Origin of the sequence: Desulfovibrio legallii (assembly GCF_900102485.1) — a bacterium.
In the GTDB taxonomy this organism is placed as follows: domain Bacteria; phylum Desulfobacterota; class Desulfovibrionia; order Desulfovibrionales; family Desulfovibrionaceae; genus Desulfovibrio; species Desulfovibrio legallii_A.
Genome location: NZ_FNBX01000014.1, coordinates 36,181 through 51,864 on the forward strand (window position 1 = coordinate 36,181; position 15,684 = coordinate 51,864).

Genomic DNA, 15,684 nt, shown 5'->3' on the forward strand with positions numbered 1-15,684 from the left:
CACCGCCCAGCGCGCCTTGGGGCGGCGGAGCGCAGGAAGGCGCCCCTCGGCGGATACCCGTTTGCGGCCGCAGGCCCTTGCAAGGCGCAGCGCGTCGGGCGGGGCTACCGCAGCACGCAGCCGCCGCTTTCCAGCTTCTTGTACAGCCAGGCGTAGTCCAGCTTGCCTTCGCGGGCGATGCGCGCCAGTTTGGCCTGGCCGTCCTCGGCCAGCCCTCGCGCCCTGTCCGCCGCTTCTTGCGCCTCTTGGGGCCGCACGGCCACCAGACCGTCTGCGTCGCCCAGGATGATGTCGCCGGGATTGATGACCGCATTGCCCATGGCCACGGGCACGTTCACAGCGCCGCACGCGCCCTTGTACGGCCCGTTGGGCGAAACGGCGCGGGCGTAAACGGGAAAATCCAGCTGCCGCAGGGCGGCCGCGTCGCGCACGGCTCCGTCGATGACAAAGCCCGCGAGCCCCCGGCGCAGAGCTAGGTTGGCCATAATCTCGCCGGTGACGGCGCGCTCCGTATATCCGGCGCAGGAAACCACCAGCACATCGCCGGGCAGGGCGTTGTCCACAGCATAGTAAAGCAGAAGGTTTTCACTGGCGGGCAGGTTGACGGTGTAGGCTGTGCCCAGCAGTTGGTCGCGGCCCAGAGGCTTGAGGGCCGAGGGCAAGGCGGCGTTGCGGCCCAGAACGTCGCAGACGTCGGCCACGGCCAGATCGGCAAACAAGGCCGTCAGTTCGGGATCGGGACGAACAATTTCACGGTTGATGGCGTAACGCATGGGCTATCCTTTTCCGCGCGTGCCGTACGCGCCCTCAAGCGGTATAAAAAAACGTGGAGTTGGCGTGGGTGAGAATGCCCACTTTTGCTGCCGGGCATTGGGCAAGCCAGGCCTGCAGCACGGTTTGCGCGTCGCCTTTGCGCAGCAGACAACGGGCCACATCAGCCTCCGGAAGGTCCGTATGCAGCACCAGCTCGTGGTTCGAGGCCACGCGGCCGAACAAAAAGGCTTTGTGCGCCCCCATCTGGAAGTCGCGCTGCGCAAAGTCCCGCATCAGGTCTTCCTGGGTATGGAAACGGGCCACATAGCTCTCGTAGCGATCATCGCCGATGCCCTGGGCGCACTGGGCCGCCAGCAGAATCTTTCCGCCGGGGGCGGCGCAGTGGCGGGCGGCGTCCAGGGCCTTTTGCGCCTGATACAGGCAGATATCCTTGGGCGCGCCGCCGCATGAGGCCACGACAATATCGAAATTTTCCTTCAGCTCATGGCCGTAAAGTCTGCTGGTCTCCCTGGCGGCCTGGCGCAACACCGAGGGCGGATCTCCCACAAACAGCGCCGCCACCTCCTTGCCGGAGGTCAGGGCCACATTGACCGCCAGTCGGACGCCCGCCAGCACGCCGGCCTCATTAAGGTCTTCGCGTACGGGGTTGCCCTCTATATTGCCCGCAAAGGCCCCATCCCGGCAGAGCATGCTGTGGTTGCGCGCAATCATGGCGGCAGAGGCGCAGCCCACCACCACGCCTTTGGCCCCGCCCGTGAACCCGGCAAACTGATGGGCGTCCACCATGCCCATGACGATTTTTAATTCCGCATCGGCGTAAGCGGCGTTGATCTCCACCGGCGTGCCCCTGCTGGTGACGCCCATTCGCCGCATGGGCGAATTTTGGGCATCGTGGGCCACCACAGTGCAGCCGAGCAGGTCTTCCGGCAGAATGCGCGCCAGCTGGGCCGCATCCGGAGGTTCGTGCAGGCCGCCGCCCACCACGATGCGCACACGGTCATGCGGCAGCAGGGGAAAGGCTTTGAACAGCCGTTCCAGCAGCGGGGGCAACAGAAGTTTTATGGGGAAAGGCCGCGTTTCATCCGGCACCGCAATGGCAACAGTGACGGGCGCGGCCATTTCCTCAAGGCGCGGGCAGCCTACCGGCGCATCCAGGGCCGCGGCAAATGCGGCAACAGGGTCACGCAAAGGCGGCACATGCCGCGGTGTGACAACGGTGACCGGTTGTGTGTCCGGCAGGTCGACACAAAGACTGCCTGTGCCATATTTAATGGGATACTGCATCGCTGTACCTCAGTACGGCGGCGACGGCACGCCGTCGCCGCCTCCAGAATTAAAACAGCAGGCCTGTGGGCGTAGGAACGTTGAGCAACTTGACGAAACAGACCCAGAGCAAGGCGCAGAATACCACGCTGTACAGCGCGCTGACCTTGAACAAGTGCCCCATGCCGTGCGCCTTATCGCCCAGGATGAGCGCCGCGCAGATAAGAAAGGCCAGCGTGCTGCTGAAAAAGCCCAGAATGCTGATGAGCACTGCGTACACCAGACCGAGCGCCGCAATAATGCCCACCTTGGGCCAGGCTACGGGCTCTTGTTCGCCCTCGGCGAGGGCCTCTTTGCGGCGCAGCCAGAAGCCTTTGCCCACAAACCAGAAGCCGCCCAGGACGATGACCACCAGCAAAGCCTGTGGAAAGACGCGGCTGACGCCTTCCAGTTCCGCCATCTGTATGGCAAAGGCCGCGCCAATGCCAAGGAAACTCAAGCCGCAAAGGATGTCGGTGCTGCTTTTACGCATGGTCGTTCTCCTTGGCGCGATCCTCATTGCAGCGGCACTGGGCCTCGCGTTCCTGCTCGCGCAGTTTTTTCAGGTGCAGCAGGTAGGGCGTCGCCAGCGAAAGGGCCAGGGCCACAATCAGCACCTTGTTGATGGCCCCTTCAAACATGATGGCCGGCAGGCCGCCCTCTACGGAATGCGCCAGGTCAAGGCACTTGCCGAGGTTTTCTTCAATCATGGGCCCGAGAATGACGCCTAGAGCCATGGCCCCGGTGTCCATACCCAGCTTGCCGCCAAAAAAGCCCACAAAGCCAAAGGCCAGCACCACCCAGATATCTACCACGCTGTTGGCGATGGCATAGGCGCCGATGTAGGAAAGCACCACAATGCTGATGGCCACGAAGGTCAGGCGGATGGTCAGCAGCTTGGCCATGCAGCGGCAGAGCACAAAGCCGATGGGCACCATAAGCAGGTTTACGGCAAACTGCGAGAAGATGAAGGTGTAGGCCAGCTCGCCGGTGGCGGTAAAAATCTTGAAGCCCGGCTGGATGCCGTGAGCCATGAGCGCGCCCAGAATGACGGCGGCCACGGCGCTGCCGGGAATGCCCAAAGTCAGCATGGGGATCAGCGAGCCGCCGATGACGGCGTTGTTGGCGCTTTCCGACGAGGCCACGCCCTCAAGGCAGCCCGTGCCGTACTTAGCAGGATCCTTGGACCAGCGTTTGCTTTCGTTATAGGCGATGATGGAGGCTATCTCGCCGCCCGCGCCGGGCAGCATGCCCACCCAGGTGCCGATGAGCGAAGAGCGCAGCAGCACTTTTTTGCAGCGCCCGGCCAGATAATTGAACGTGCGGCGGAAGGTGCCCTTGCGGGGATTGTATTCCGCCACAAAAGTTTTGTCCGTACCGATGAGATACAGCACCTGCGAAAAGGAAAACAGGCCGATCATGCAGGGAATAACCGAAACGCCCTGCATGAGGGAATAGCTGCCAAAGGTAAAGCGCGGCACGCCCGTATTGGGGTCCAGCCCGATGGTGGAAACCAGCAGGCCGATGGCCCCGGAAACAATGCCCTTGCCCATGTTGCCGGGGCTCATGACGGCAATGGTGCTCAAGCCGAACAGGCAGAGCCAGAAGTTTTCCGGCCCGCCGAAGCGCAGGGCGAAACGGGCCAGGGCCCCGGCGAGAAAGAGGAGGAAAAATACCCCCACAATGCCGCCGAAGGCCGAAGAGAGCAAAGAAGTGTACAGGGCGGCGTCGGCCTCGCCGCGTTTGGTCAGGGGCCAGCCGTCAAAGGTGGTGGCCACGGAAGAAGGTGTGCCCGGCGTACAGATGAGAATGGCGGAGTTGGTGCCGCCGTAAATGGCGCCCACATAAATGGCCCCCAGCATGACCAGACCGGACGTGGGGGACATGGCAAAGGTTACCGGCACCATGAGGGCCACGCCCATGGTGGCGGAAAGCCCCGGCAGCGCCCCGATGATAATGCCGCCCGCCAGCCCCAGAATCATGAGCACGATGTTGAAAGGGTCCAGAAGGTTGAGCAGGGAAGGAACAATAAATTCTGTCATTGGGGGTTCCTTGATCTTCAGGGCGGCGGGCAAAGCCGCCCCGACTGCGGTTTGGGCTGGTCCCGCTGCGGAACCGGCGGAGAAAAAGCTGGGCTGCGCCGCGCGGGTGCGGAGCGGTTGTGCCGCCGCCATGCTGTACTGACGGCGAACCGCCCCGCCCGTATGAGGGGAAAGAGCGCGGCCAGGCTTATTTCAGCAGCCCGGCTTCCTGCAGCAGTTTCTTGTCGGCCGCTTCCACCGAACGGATATAGGCGGCAGTGGCTTCGCCATCCAGGTATTCCGCCGGCTGGCCGGCTTTTTTCATATCAGACAGATAATTGGGGTCGCTGCAAATTTTTTTAAAGGTCTCCCGCAAAAAAGCGAGCGCTTCGGGCGAGGTGCCTTTGGGCGCGGCAAAGATGCGACGGATGTCCGAAACAAGGTTGATGCCCTGCTCTTTCAGGGTCGGCACATCGGGCAGAAAACCATTGCGTTTTTCCGCCGCCACATTCAGGACGTTAAACTCCTCAATGGAGCGCATCACGTCGTTAATGTTGCCGAAGATAAGGTCCACTTCGCCGCCCAGCAGGGCGGCGTTCTGGTCCGCTGCGCCTTTATAGAAAACACGGCTCAGCTTCACATCGGGGAAAAGTTTGCAAAATTCCAGAAACATCAGGTGGTGCCCGCTGAGCGGCCCCACGAGCCCCACTTTAAGTTTGTTGGGATTTTTTTTGGCGTAGTCGAGAATTGCGGCAAACGATTTGAACTTACTGTCTTTTAAAACGACAACGCACTGAGGATCGTTGACCACCTGGGCGATGTACTCAAAGCTCTCGGCGTTGAAGGCGGCGCGTTGCGCCAGGGACTGCAGCACAAGGTGAGGCACGTTGAGGCCGCCGATGGCGTAACCATCGGGTGCGGACTTGGCTATTTCCGTAAAACCAATAATGCCGCCTGCGCCTGGCTTGTACACAAAGACCCAGGGTTCCTTCACATACTTGTCCCAATACTTCTGCATAATGCGGGCCTGCACGTCGCTGGAGCCGCCCGCCGTAAACGCGATGATCATGCTGACAGGTTTTTCCGGATAGGCCGCGGCGGCCGGCAGGGCGGCCAGCAGCAGCGCCAGGGCCAGGGCAAAGCTGGAAAATGCGGTGTTGGGTTTCATCCGTGCCTCCTAAGTAAGGGGGGAAGGGTTTTTGGTCAGGGGCCCGCGCCCCTGACCAAAAACCCTGACAAAGCGCTCTACGCGCTTTCGTACAGACGGGTCATGATGAACTCACGGTGCCCCAGAGCCTCGGCAGAGGTGTTGCGGCCGTTGCAGGTGCGGAAGAGCATGTCCAGCAGCTTGTCGCCGGCCTGATCCAGGTTGATCTCGCGGCGCAGAATGCCGGAAACGTCCACGTCAATATGCTCGTTCATGGTGCGCACGGTGCGCGGGTTGGCGGAGAGCTTGATCACCGGCAGAATGGGGTTGCCGATGATGTTGCCCTGGCCCGTGGGGAAGAAGTGGGCCACAAAGCCGGAGGCGGCGCAGAGGGTCACCATCTCGGCGGCGGCGGAAGAGGAATCCATAAACCACAGGCCGGGGCCGGTGGGGGATTCGGCCTTGTCCAGGCAGCCGATGACCGGAGCCTTGCGGCCGATCTTCTGGATGTTGCCCAGGGCTTTTTCCTCAATGGTGGTCAGGCCGCCCTCAATATTGCCCTTGGTGGGCTGGGAATCACAGAGGTCGTTGGTCTTGTGGTCGTCCACCACCTTGGCGTAGCGGTCAAAAAAGGCCTTGAACTTAGCACGCACTTCGTCGTTGGCGCAGCGGGCCATGACCAGATGTTCGCCGCCGGTGATCTCCGTGGTTTCGCCGAACAGGGTGGTGGCCCCGGCTTCCCAGAGTTTGTCAAAGGCGTTGCCCACAGTGGGGTTGGCCGCAATGCCGGACGTGGTGTCGGATTCGCCGCACTTGGTGGAAACCCACAGCTCGTCCACGCGGCACTCGGTGCGCTGCAGCTCCGTGGCGTAGTGCACAAATTCCTTGGCCTTGAGCGAAGCGGCGCGGATGGTCTCCAGGTCGCCGTGCTGCTCAATGCCAAAGCCCGCCACAGGCTTGCCGGTTTTGGCGATGCCGTCAACCACGCGCTGGGTCCACTGGGGCTCAATGCCGATAACCACCACAGCGGCCACGTTGGGGTTGCAGCCCACGCCGATGAGGGTGCGGAAGTGCAGGTCAAGGTCTTCGCCGAACTGCAGCCGGCCATAGGCGTGGGGCAGGGCCAGGGTGCCCTTCACGTTGTTGCCCACGGCCTCGCAGGAGGCGTTGGAAAGGTCGTCCAGAGGCAGGATAATGACGTGATTGCGAATGCCTACCCGGCCGTTATCGCGGCGATAGCCCATAAAAGTCTTTTGCATTGGATTACCACCTCTTGGTTTTGACATTGTGCACATGCAGGTGTTCGCCGCGCTTGATGGGCTTGACCACCTTGCCGATGTCCGTGCCGTACTTGATGACGGTATCGCCTTCGGCCAGATCTTTAAGGGCAATCTTGTGCCCGATGGGGATATTGTCGAGGGTCGTCATTTCCACGCTGGAATCGCCGTCCATGATCCAGCCGTTGAGCTTCTCGCCTTTTTTCACCCCTTCGACCACAACCACGCCGACGCTGTCGCCGGGTTCGTGCACTACAAAATGGGTTACCATGCCGTTCTCCTTCATAGCACTGTTGGTAATACGCTTTTGTTAAAACAAAGCGGACCTTAGTTTTGTTGCTTGAAAATGTAGAAGCGCAGCTTTATTATATCGTTTATATGCTCCCCCCTTCCAGGCAATTTAATAGTTTATATTCAGCAAAAACTCCTACTCTGCGCTTTCTATAGCAAGCGGCATGCCAATACCGGCTTACCCTGAAAACCGGCGAGAGCTCTACACTTTTTTTCACATTCATGGTTGGTCAACCAATCAACACATTGACTTTTTTGGCAAATTTGTTGAAATATGGGCAACGCAACGCCCATATCTGGGCAGGAGACAGCCATGCCCTATCAGGTTACGCCCAATGGTCTCAGCAATCCGTCCCTCACCGTAGGGCAGGTGCTGCACCATCTTTCACGCCTGGTGACGGAAAAAATGGACCGCAACGCCTTCTTCCGGATCCTGGCCAAACAGCTTCGTGTTTTATTTCACTATGACCGCTTCTGCATCAACCTTTATGACGCCGAGCGCGAGTTTCTGAATCTTTTTACCGCCGCCGACGGCACGGTGGTGGAATCTCTCTCCAACACCCGCATTGCCAGCAACACCGTGGCGGGCCTGGCCATCGCCTCGCGCAAGCCCGTGGTCATCAACGACCTGGCCTCGCAGGATTTCGGCATGGCGCCCCTTTCCCTGGCCACGGTGGGCCTCAACGCCACTATTGCCCTGCCCCTGATCATCAACCGCGAAGTCATCGGCACCCTGCACGTCTCCTTTGCCCGCCAGCCGGAAAACGTGGTGGAGATCCTCAACTTTCTGCTGGAGCTGAGCCCGGTGCTCACCACCTTTCTCTTTGCCGTGCTGGCCGAGGAACGTGCGGCCAACGCCCGCGCCGCGCAGACGCCGCAGCTTGAGGCCGGCGAAAGCGAGGCCGACAAATCCGGCCTGGAAAGCCGCCTGCTGGAAACCCCGGACATGGTTCGCATTATGGGCACGGCGCGCAAGGTGGCCAAACTGCACATCCCCGTGCTCATTACCGGCGAAACGGGCACGGGCAAGAGCATGCTGGCCCGCTGGCTGCACCGCCACAGCCCGCGCCGCGCCCACAGCTTCGTCAAGGTCAACTGTCCATCCCTGGCCCCCACTCTGTTTGAAAGCGAGATGTTCGGCTATGCCAAGGGGGCCTTTACCGGGGCCACCGCTAAACGCACAGGCCGCATAGAAATAGCCCAGCACGGCACCCTCTTTCTGGATGAAATCGGGGATCTGGTCCCGGAGATGCAAAGCAAGCTCCTGCAGGTGCTGGAGGAAAATTCTTTTGAACGGGTGGGCGAGGCCACGCCTATAGGGGTGGATATCCGCGTGCTTTCAGCCACCAATGTGAACCTGGCCGAAGCCATGACTGAGGGCAGGCTGCGCCGCGACCTTTACTACCGTCTCGGCTCTGTGGTGCTGCACATGCCTGCTCTGCGGGAGCGCAAGGCCGATATCCCCATGTTTGTGGACCACTTCCTCCGACAGTTCGCCACGGAATACGAGCTGCGGCCGCCCCGGCTGCCCCGCAGCGCGGTCCAGGCCCTTTACGAACACGCCTGGCCCGGCAATATCCGCGAGCTGCGCAACGTGGTGAGCCGCATCCTGCTCCACTCCCTGGATGCGGCCGTAACGGACGCCTTCGTGCGCGAAACCCTGCACCTCTGGGTGGCCGCCGATGGTTCCGCAGCCCAGGCCGTTGCGGAAAGCCCTGCGGCTCCGGTTCGCGCCGCGCCGCAACCGGCCGCCGCGCCCCCGGCCGCGCTGCCCACGCTGGAGGAAAATGAACGCGCCCACATTTGCCGCGCCCTGGCGCTCACGGGCGGCAAAGTCTCCGGGTCGCGCGGGGCGGCGGCCCTGCTGGGCGTGCCGCGCAGCACCCTGCAGCACCGCATGCGCAAGCTGGGCATCACGGAAACGCCCTGAACACTGCCGGGCGGTCAGGCCGCCGGCCTGATGGCCGGGCAGCGCCGTCACGCCCCGCACCCGCGCATTTTCGTTCCAGCCGGGGCGGGCCCGCGCGTACGGCTTGAATTTCGCGGGCAGTGGGCATATCATGCCCTCTTGCGTAACAGAAATCAGCGCTTTTCGGAGTCCGCATGCTTGAGTATATCCGTTCCAATGCCCAGTCCTTCGGCGTCAAACTGGTGTTCGGCGTCATCATCCTCGTGTTCGTGTTCTGGGGCGTGGGCAGCTTCAGCGACAAAGGCGGCCGCAATCTGGCAGCCACGGTCAACGGGGAGCCCATCACGGCGCGGGATTTTGAGATGGCTTACCGCAACGCGGAGGAATCCCTGCTGCGCAACAATCCCGGCCTCACCCGCGAGCAGCTCAAGGCGCAACAGCTGGGGCGTCAGGTGCTGCGCGACCTGGTGGCCCAGAGCCTGCTGCGGCAGGAGGCCGCCCGCATGGGCATCAGCGTGAGCCCTCTGGAGCTGCGCCTGGCCGTGGGCAAAATCAAAGCCTTCCAGAACAGCAAGGGCGAATTCGACCCGGCGGCCTACAAGCGCGTGCTGCAGGCCCAGCGCCTCAGCCCCGCCGACTTTGAGCAGGAAACCAGCGCGGACCTTTTGCGGCAAAAGGTGTTCGCCCTGGTTACGGCCGGCGCGTGGGCGGACCCCGCCGAGGCGCAGAACCGGTATAATTTTTTGCGGGAAAAACGCACGGTGGACTACATCTTCTTGCCCGCCGCCTCCTATAAAGACAGCGTCAAGCCCGCTGAGGCCCAGGCGCAGGCCTATTACGACGCCCACAAGGCCGCCTTCGCCGTTCCGGCCAAAGTCAAAGTGGCCTACATCTCCGTGCGGCCCCAGGACCTGATCAGGCCCGAAAGCATCGACGAAGCCGCGGCCCGGAAGTGGTACGAGGCCAATGCCGCCCGTTTTACGGAAGAGGAGCAGGTCAAGGCCGCCCACATTCTGGTGCCCCTGGCCGAAGATGCCCCGGAGGCCGACGTGCACAAGGCGCAGGAAACCGCGGCCGCCATTGAAAAGGAACTGGCCACGGGCAAAAATTTCGCCGCCGTGGCCGACGCCCACAACGGCCCCAACGCCGCCGGTCCTGGCGGGGAGCTGGGCTGGCTCAAACGCGGCGCAACGGTCAAACCCTTTGAAGACGCGGCCTTTGCCCTGGCCCCCGGCCAGGTTTCCAAGCCCGTGCGCAGCCCCTTCGGCCTGCACATCATCAAGGTGGAGGCAAAGAAGCCCGGCGGCGTCACGCCCTTTGAAAAAGCCCTGCCCGACGTGCGCGCCTCCATGGCCGCCGAACAGGGCGCGGACAAGCTCCACGACGTGCTGGACAGCCTGATTGAAGACAACATCCTGGGCAAGCCCCTGAAGGCCAGCGCCCAGCGCTTCGGCCTTACGGCCGCCGTTACGGACCTGGCCTCCGCGGCGGAACTGGAAAAAACCCTGGGCGTCAAGGCCGAGGCGGCCCGAACCCTTGTGAACACCCCGGCGAACGCGCCGCTGGACACGGCCCTGGAAGCCGGCGACGCCTATGTGGTGGCCAGGGTGCTGGAGGCCGAGCCCGCCGCCACGGAATCCTTCGCCAAGGTCAAGGACAGGATTTTCGCCGCCCTCACGGAGGAGCAGGCCCTGGCCGCCGCCCTGGCCGCCGCGGCGGAGCGCCGCAAGGAACTGCAGGACGGCCCCCTCAACCCCGCCCTCAAGCAGGGGCTTGGCGTGCGCACCCCGGCCCCTCTGGAGCGCGGTGGCGCGCTGGAAGGCTTTGCGCCGGATCCGGCCCTGGCCGCGGCCGCGTTCAACGCCCCCGTAGGCGCGTGGCTGCCTACGGCCTTTGCCGTGCAGAGCCTCAAGGACGGCAAAGGCGCGCTGCTGGCCCACGTCAGCGCTGTGCTGCCGCCGGACGCCAAGGAGTGGGAAACGGTCAAGGACATCATGCAGAGCGCCGTAACCCGCGAGCGGGCCGAGGGCCTGTTTGAAATCTTTATGCAACGCCTTCTGGTGGACGCCAAAATAGAAGTGAACAACCCCGACCTGGTGGACAGAAAGAACATGTGACCACAGGGCCGGGCTTTGCCCGGCCCTTTCCCTTATATTCCCTGCGGAAGGATTCCCTTCCCTCCCCCCCGAAAAATATGCTCCGGCTCAACCGGAATGGACTTCAAGGAGATACGGCCATGTGCGGCATTATCGGCTATGCGGGCCACCGGCCCGCCGTTCCCGTTGTGGTGGAAGGTCTGCGGCGGCTGGAATACCGCGGCTATGACTCCGCAGGCGTGGCTTTTATGCGCCAGGGCGCGCTGGCGGTGGTGCGGGCCACGGGCAAGCTGGCCGCACTGGAAGAAAAACTGGCCCACGAGGAAGGCGTGGCCACGCCCACCTGCGCCATGGGCCACACCCGCTGGGCCACCCACGGCGTGCCCGCGGAGCGCAACGCCCATCCCCACCGCTCCAACGACGGGGCCCTTGCCCTGGTGCACAACGGCATCATTGAAAATTATCAGGAAATCAAGGCCGCCCTCGCGGCCAAGGGCTATACCTTCAGCTCGGAGACGGATACCGAGGTGCTGGTCAACCTCATCGCCGAGCGCCGCAAGACCGAGCCGGACCTGCTGCACGCCTTTGCCGCGGCCCTGCGCGAGGCCCACGGGGCTTACGCCGTGTGCCTCATGAGCCGAGAAGAGCCCGGCGTCGTCTACGCCGCGCGCCTGTCCGCGCCGCTCATCTTCGGCCTGGGCACGGGCGAACACTTTGTGGCTTCGGACATCCCGGCCTTTCTGCCCTACACCCGGCAGGTGGTCTTTCTGGAGGACGGCGAGCTGGTGCGGGCCACAGCCTCAGACTACGCCATCCTCAAGCTGGCGGACCTGCGCCCGGTGCAGCATGAGGTCCAGACCATCCAGTGGGACATGCAGGCCGCGCAGAAGGGCGGCTATCGCCACTTTATGCTTAAGGAAATTTTTGAGCAGCCCCGCGTGATCACCGACGGCCTTACCGGCCGGGCAACAGCAGACCACAGCGCCGTGCGCCTGGAGGAGCTGGACCCCCTGCCCCTGCCGCGCCGCCTGCACATCGTGGCCTGCGGCACCTCCTACCACTCCGGGCTCTGGGCGCGGCACCTGCTGGAACCCTGGGCCGGGGTGCCCGTGCAGGTGGAAATCGCCTCGGAATTTCGCTACCGCGAAAGCCTGATCCTGGATAAGGACGATATGGTGCTGGTCATCAGCCAGAGCGGCGAAACCGCGGATACCCTGGCCGCCCTGCGCCGCGCGCGGGACTGCGGGGCCACTGTGCTGGGGCTTTGCAACGTGGTGGGGTCCTCCATCGCGCGGGAGGCCTCGGCCGTGCTCTACACCCAGGCCGGGCCGGAGATCAGCGTGGCCTCCACCAAGGCCATGTGCAGCCAGATGCTCATGCTGGCCCTTATGGCCCTCTACTGGGGCCAGCGCCGCCAGATCCTGCCGGAGGCCCAGCGCCGGGATCTGCTGCGTCAGCTGGAAAACCTGCCCGCCCTGCTGGACGACGCCCTGCCCGCCATGCACGCCACAGCGCGCGAGCTGGCCCGCAAGTACGCCCAGGCGCGCAACTTCTTTTATCTGGGGCGGGGCCACTGCTATCCCCTGGCTCTGGAAGGGGCGCTCAAGCTCAAGGAGCTCTCCTACATCCACGCCGAAGGGTACGCCGCCGGCGAAATGAAGCACGGCCCCATTGCCCTTATCGACCCCAGCTTCCCCACCTTTGCCCTGGCCCTGAACGACGGGCTGCTGCCCAAAGTAGTTTCCAACATGGTGGAAGTGCAGGCCCGGCAGGGCAAGGTCATTGCCCTGACCAACCCCGGCGTGGAGCTGGAGGCTGAGGACGTCTGGCGCATTCCGGCCCTGCCCGCGCCCCTGGCCGGGTTTGTGGCCCTGCCCGCGCTGCAGCTCTTCAGCTACGAAATGGCCGATTACCTGGGCAAGGATGTGGACCAACCCCGAAATCTGGCCAAGAGCGTCACCGTGGAGTAGCCCGCGCCGCGCGCCGGATGCAAAAACGCCTTTCCCCTGGCACAGGGGAAAGGCGTTTTGCTTTTTTGCTGGTGCGCCCGGCGAGATTCGAACTCACGACCTTTGGCTCCGGAGGCCAACGCTCTATCCAACTGAGCTACGAGCGCGCGATATGTGTTGTTATGCTCTGCGTGCCCGGCTGTCAAGGGCGGCGGGCGGCCATTTTCGGCCCTGCCGCCAAAAGGGACGAGGACGCGCAGCGGGAATGCGCGCGCCCTTGTCCTTGGCTGCAGAGCCATTTTTTCGGCGGGCCGCTATGCCCCGGTCCTTGGTGTAGCCCCCTGAAAGCCCCTGCCCCGGTCTTTGGTGTAGACCCCCAAAATGCCGACGCCCGCGCTGCACTGGGCAGGACGGGCGTCGCAAAACACAGGGAGAAATTTGCTGGGGCGAAAGATGGGACTCGAACCCACGGCCACCTGGGCCACAACCAGGTGCTCTACCAACTGAGCTACTTCCGCCGCACGGGAAAGCATTTATACGCAGCTTCTTCCCCTTTGGCAAGTTTTTTTCTCCGCGGATACTCTGGATTTTGTCTAGAATACCGGCTATGCTTGCTCATCATTCACGCGCGCGGCAGGTTCGCGCCCATCACGGAGACGGCATGGACAAACTGGTTATCGAAGGCGGCGTGCCCCTTACGGGCGGCATAGACATCAGCGGCTCCAAAAACGCGGCCCTGCCCATCCTGTTCGCGTCCATCCTGCTCTCCGAGCCGGCCCGCATCGCCAACGTGCCGGACCTGCGCGACATCCACACCACCCTCAAGCTCCTGAACGTGCTGGGCTGCGCCTGCGCCTACGACGACCACGAGGTGCGCACGCAGCCCGGCAAACTTTTGCCCGAAGCCCCCTACGACCTGGTGCGCACCATGCGCGCCTCCGTACTTTGCCTGGGCCCCCTGCTGGCCCGCATCGGCCAGGCCCGCGTGGCCCTGCCCGGCGGCTGCGCCATCGGCGCGCGCCCCGTGGACCAGCACCTCAAGGGCCTGGAATGCATGGGCGCCAGCTTCCAGCTGGAGGAAGGCTACATCCTCGGCCGCTGCCGCCGCCTCACGGGCGCGCGCATTACCTTTGACATGCCCACCGTGGGCGGCACGGAAAATCTGCTCATGGCCGCTGTGCTGGCCGAGGGCGAAACCCTGCTGGAAAACGCCGCCCGCGAACCCGAAGTGGTGGACCTGGCCAACTTTCTGCGGGCCTGCGGCGCCAACATCGAAGGCCACGGCACAGACGTCATCCGCATCCAGGGCGTAGCGGCCCTCCACGGCGCAGATTACGCCGTCATGCCCGACCGTATCGAGGCGGGCACCTTTCTGGTGGCCGCGGGCATCACCGGCGGCGAGCTTCTGCTCCGCCACTGCCCCTTTGACGCCCTGGAAGCCGTGATCCGCAAGCTGTGCCATATGGGCATGGAAATAACCCAGACCCCCCAGGGCGTGCTGGCCCGCTGCGCCGGGCCCCTGCACGGCACGGACGTGAAAACCCAGCCCTACCCCGGCTTTCCCACTGACATGCAGGCGCAGATCATGGCCCTCATGTGCCTGGCGGACGGCGCCAGCGTGGTGGAGGAAAGCATCTTTGAAAACCGCTACATGCATGTGCTGGAACTGGTGCGCCTGGGCGCGCAGATCAAGGTCTCCGGTCACACGGCCATGGTGCGCGGCGTGCAGGGCCTGACGGGCGCGCCTGTCATGGCCTCTGACCTGCGGGCCAGCGCCTCCCTCGTCCTGGCCGGCCTGGCCGCGCGCGGCCGCACCGAAGTACGCCGCATCTACCACCTGGATCGCGGCTACGAACACATTGAACACAAACTTACGGCCGTGGGCGCGCGCATCCGCCGCGAACAGGAATAGCCGCGCCCCCAACGGAGGTCCATATGCCGCGCCTGGCCTTGCTTCTGCTCCTGCTTCTGCTGCCCTGCCTCAACGGCTGCGCCGCCTACGGCGTCTATGACGACCCGCGCCTGGCCGGCACCATCTCAGAGGATACCCAGCTGGCCGCCAAAATCAAAACCGCCCTCATGGACGAGAGCTTCACCGGCGGCTGGTCCGTGGCCGTCTACAGCTTCTACAACCACGTCTTCCTGGTGGGCGAAGTGCCCGCGGACATGCAGGCCAAGGCCGTAACCATAGCCCGCCGCTACAAGCCCCGCTCCGTCACGCCCCACTGGTTCGCCCCCAAGACCAGCAGCGAAAGCAATATGGCCCTGGCCACCAAGCTGCGCACGGAATTCATCGGCGCCAAAGGCCTCTCCTCCACCCGGGTGGAAACGGAAGTCAACGCCGGGCGCGTGGTGCTTCTGGGCGTGGTCAAAGACAATGCCGAACGCCAGCTTGCCATCCGCACCGCCCGCCGCGTTTCGGGCGTCACCTCTGTGACCAGCTACCTTATGCTGCCCCAGAAGGCCGGACAGCTGGACGACATCCAGCCCCAGCACGCCGCAGGCGCGGCCAAGCCCGAAACCGCCGCCGAACCCCAGGCCGCCGATGCGGCAGCAGGCGCAGCCGCCGATGAGGCCAAGAGCCCGGAAAGCCGCGACCTGCCGTAAAAAACGGCTTTCGTGGGGGAAAGGGAACTTTTGAGCGCGGCCGTCTTCGCCCGTAACTAGCACGGCTGTCTTCGCCCGTAACTTCCTTTGTCGTAACGGGCTAAGCTCCTTTGTCGTAATGGGCTGAGCTGACTAAACGTTTCCCCCCTCCCCATTCTTTTCAAAAAACCTTTCTCACTTCAGGGGGCGCGCAAGGCGCCCCTCCCGATACGGGGGTGCGCAGGTCTCCTGTCGCGTCTCCCGGTCGAAATTCCCCACATTGCTCCTGGCCGCAGCCCTGAAACCGGGGGCAGCCTCCTGCCGCGTCGCTT

12 protein-coding genes and 2 tRNA genes are annotated in these 15,684 nt (G+C 63.6%); 5 read left to right on the top strand and 9 right to left on the bottom strand.

Annotated elements, in window-relative coordinates; genetic code table 11:
• Window positions 1–104: 104 nt before the first annotated feature.
• The 7 genes from BLS55_RS08915 to BLS55_RS08945 form a co-directional block, all read right to left on the bottom strand.
• Complete coding sequence (locus tag BLS55_RS08915) at window positions 105–773, bottom strand: RraA family protein (RefSeq protein WP_092154445.1); 669 nt, start codon at window positions 771–773, stop codon at window positions 105–107.
• Window positions 774–807: 34 nt separating this feature from the next.
• Window positions 808–2,058: a nickel-dependent malate racemase, LarAH5 family gene (gene larA, locus BLS55_RS08920; RefSeq protein WP_092154447.1), complete on the bottom strand. Its 1,251-nt coding sequence runs from the start codon at window positions 2,056–2,058 to the stop codon at window positions 808–810.
• A 49-nt stretch (window positions 2,059–2,107) separates the two neighbouring features.
• Complete coding sequence (locus BLS55_RS08925) at window positions 2,108–2,569, bottom strand: tripartite tricarboxylate transporter TctB family protein (protein WP_092154449.1); 462 nt, start codon at window positions 2,567–2,569, stop codon at window positions 2,108–2,110.
• A complete protein-coding gene (locus BLS55_RS08930; RefSeq protein ID WP_092154451.1) occupies window positions 2,562–4,118 on the bottom strand; it encodes a tripartite tricarboxylate transporter permease in 1,557 nt (518 codons plus the stop codon). The genes BLS55_RS08925 and BLS55_RS08930 overlap by 8 nt, the downstream gene beginning before the upstream one ends.
• A 187-nt stretch (window positions 4,119–4,305) precedes the next feature.
• Window positions 4,306–5,265: a tripartite tricarboxylate transporter substrate binding protein gene (locus tag BLS55_RS08935; RefSeq protein ID WP_092154453.1), complete on the bottom strand. Its 960-nt coding sequence runs from the start codon at window positions 5,263–5,265 to the stop codon at window positions 4,306–4,308.
• Window positions 5,266–5,342: 77 nt separating this feature from the next.
• On the bottom strand, window positions 5,343–6,503 hold the full coding sequence (locus BLS55_RS08940) for a UxaA family hydrolase (protein ID WP_092154455.1): 1,161 nt from the start codon (window positions 6,501–6,503) through the stop codon (window positions 5,343–5,345).
• Window positions 6,504–6,507: 4 nt separating this feature from the next.
• Window positions 6,508–6,792, bottom strand: a complete 285-nt coding sequence (locus BLS55_RS08945; RefSeq protein WP_092154457.1) for a UxaA family hydrolase — start codon at window positions 6,790–6,792, stop codon at window positions 6,508–6,510.
• A 333-nt stretch (window positions 6,793–7,125) separates the two neighbouring features.
• On the opposite strand from BLS55_RS08945, the gene BLS55_RS08950 reads away from it, so the two are divergent.
• From BLS55_RS08950 to glmS, 3 genes are all read left to right on the top strand, one after another.
• Window positions 7,126–8,742: a sigma-54-dependent Fis family transcriptional regulator gene (locus tag BLS55_RS08950; protein ID WP_092154459.1), complete on the top strand. Its 1,617-nt coding sequence runs from the start codon at window positions 7,126–7,128 to the stop codon at window positions 8,740–8,742.
• A gap of 173 nt (window positions 8,743–8,915) precedes the next feature.
• Window positions 8,916–10,838, top strand: a complete 1,923-nt coding sequence (locus tag BLS55_RS08955) for a peptidylprolyl isomerase (RefSeq protein WP_092154461.1) — start codon at window positions 8,916–8,918, stop codon at window positions 10,836–10,838.
• A gap of 119 nt (window positions 10,839–10,957) precedes the next feature.
• Complete coding sequence (gene glmS, locus BLS55_RS08960) at window positions 10,958–12,787, top strand: glutamine--fructose-6-phosphate transaminase (isomerizing) (RefSeq protein ID WP_092154463.1); 1,830 nt, start codon at window positions 10,958–10,960, stop codon at window positions 12,785–12,787.
• 69 nt (window positions 12,788–12,856) lie between these two features.
• On the opposite strand, the gene BLS55_RS08965 is transcribed toward glmS, so the two are convergent.
• A tRNA-Arg gene (locus BLS55_RS08965) sits at window positions 12,857–12,933 on the bottom strand.
• Between the two features lie 275 nt (window positions 12,934–13,208).
• Window positions 13,209–13,284: transfer RNA gene (locus tag BLS55_RS08970), tRNA-His, on the bottom strand.
• A 143-nt stretch (window positions 13,285–13,427) separates the two neighbouring features.
• On the opposite strand from BLS55_RS08970, the gene murA reads away from it, so the two are divergent.
• The gene (murA, locus tag BLS55_RS08975) at window positions 13,428–14,678 is read left to right on the top strand and encodes a UDP-N-acetylglucosamine 1-carboxyvinyltransferase (RefSeq protein WP_180365435.1); all 1,251 of its coding nucleotides are present in this window, start codon (window positions 13,428–13,430) and stop codon (window positions 14,676–14,678) included.
• 23 nt (window positions 14,679–14,701) lie between these two features.
• Entirely contained in the window at window positions 14,702–15,373 is a 672-nt protein-coding gene (locus BLS55_RS08980; protein WP_092154467.1) for a BON domain-containing protein, read from the top strand.
• Window positions 15,374–15,684: the final 311 nt, after the last annotated feature.

Bases quoted from the DNA above. Each gene is read 5' to 3' on its own strand.
- BLS55_RS08915 (WP_092154445.1), bottom strand. From the start codon at position 773: ATGCGTTACGCCATCAACCGTGAAATTGTTCGTCCCGATCCCGAACTG.
- larA (WP_092154447.1), bottom strand. From the start codon at position 2,058: ATGCAGTATCCCATTAAATATGGCACAGGCAGTCTTTGTGTCGACCTG.
- BLS55_RS08925 (WP_092154449.1), bottom strand. From the start codon at position 2,569: ATGCGTAAAAGCAGCACCGACATCCTTTGCGGCTTGAGTTTCCTTGGC.
- BLS55_RS08930 (WP_092154451.1), bottom strand. From the start codon at position 4,118: ATGACAGAATTTATTGTTCCTTCCCTGCTCAACCTTCTGGACCCTTTC.
- BLS55_RS08935 (WP_092154453.1), bottom strand. From the start codon at position 5,265: ATGAAACCCAACACCGCATTTTCCAGCTTTGCCCTGGCCCTGGCGCTG.
- BLS55_RS08940 (WP_092154455.1), bottom strand. From the start codon at position 6,503: ATGCAAAAGACTTTTATGGGCTATCGCCGCGATAACGGCCGGGTAGGC.
- BLS55_RS08945 (WP_092154457.1), bottom strand. From the start codon at position 6,792: ATGGTAACCCATTTTGTAGTGCACGAACCCGGCGACAGCGTCGGCGTG.
- BLS55_RS08950 (WP_092154459.1), top strand. From the start codon at position 7,126: ATGCCCTATCAGGTTACGCCCAATGGTCTCAGCAATCCGTCCCTCACC.
- BLS55_RS08955 (WP_092154461.1), top strand. From the start codon at position 8,916: ATGCTTGAGTATATCCGTTCCAATGCCCAGTCCTTCGGCGTCAAACTG.
- glmS (WP_092154463.1), top strand. From the start codon at position 10,958: ATGTGCGGCATTATCGGCTATGCGGGCCACCGGCCCGCCGTTCCCGTT.
- murA (WP_180365435.1), top strand. From the start codon at position 13,428: ATGGACAAACTGGTTATCGAAGGCGGCGTGCCCCTTACGGGCGGCATA.
- BLS55_RS08980 (WP_092154467.1), top strand. From the start codon at position 14,702: ATGCCGCGCCTGGCCTTGCTTCTGCTCCTGCTTCTGCTGCCCTGCCTC.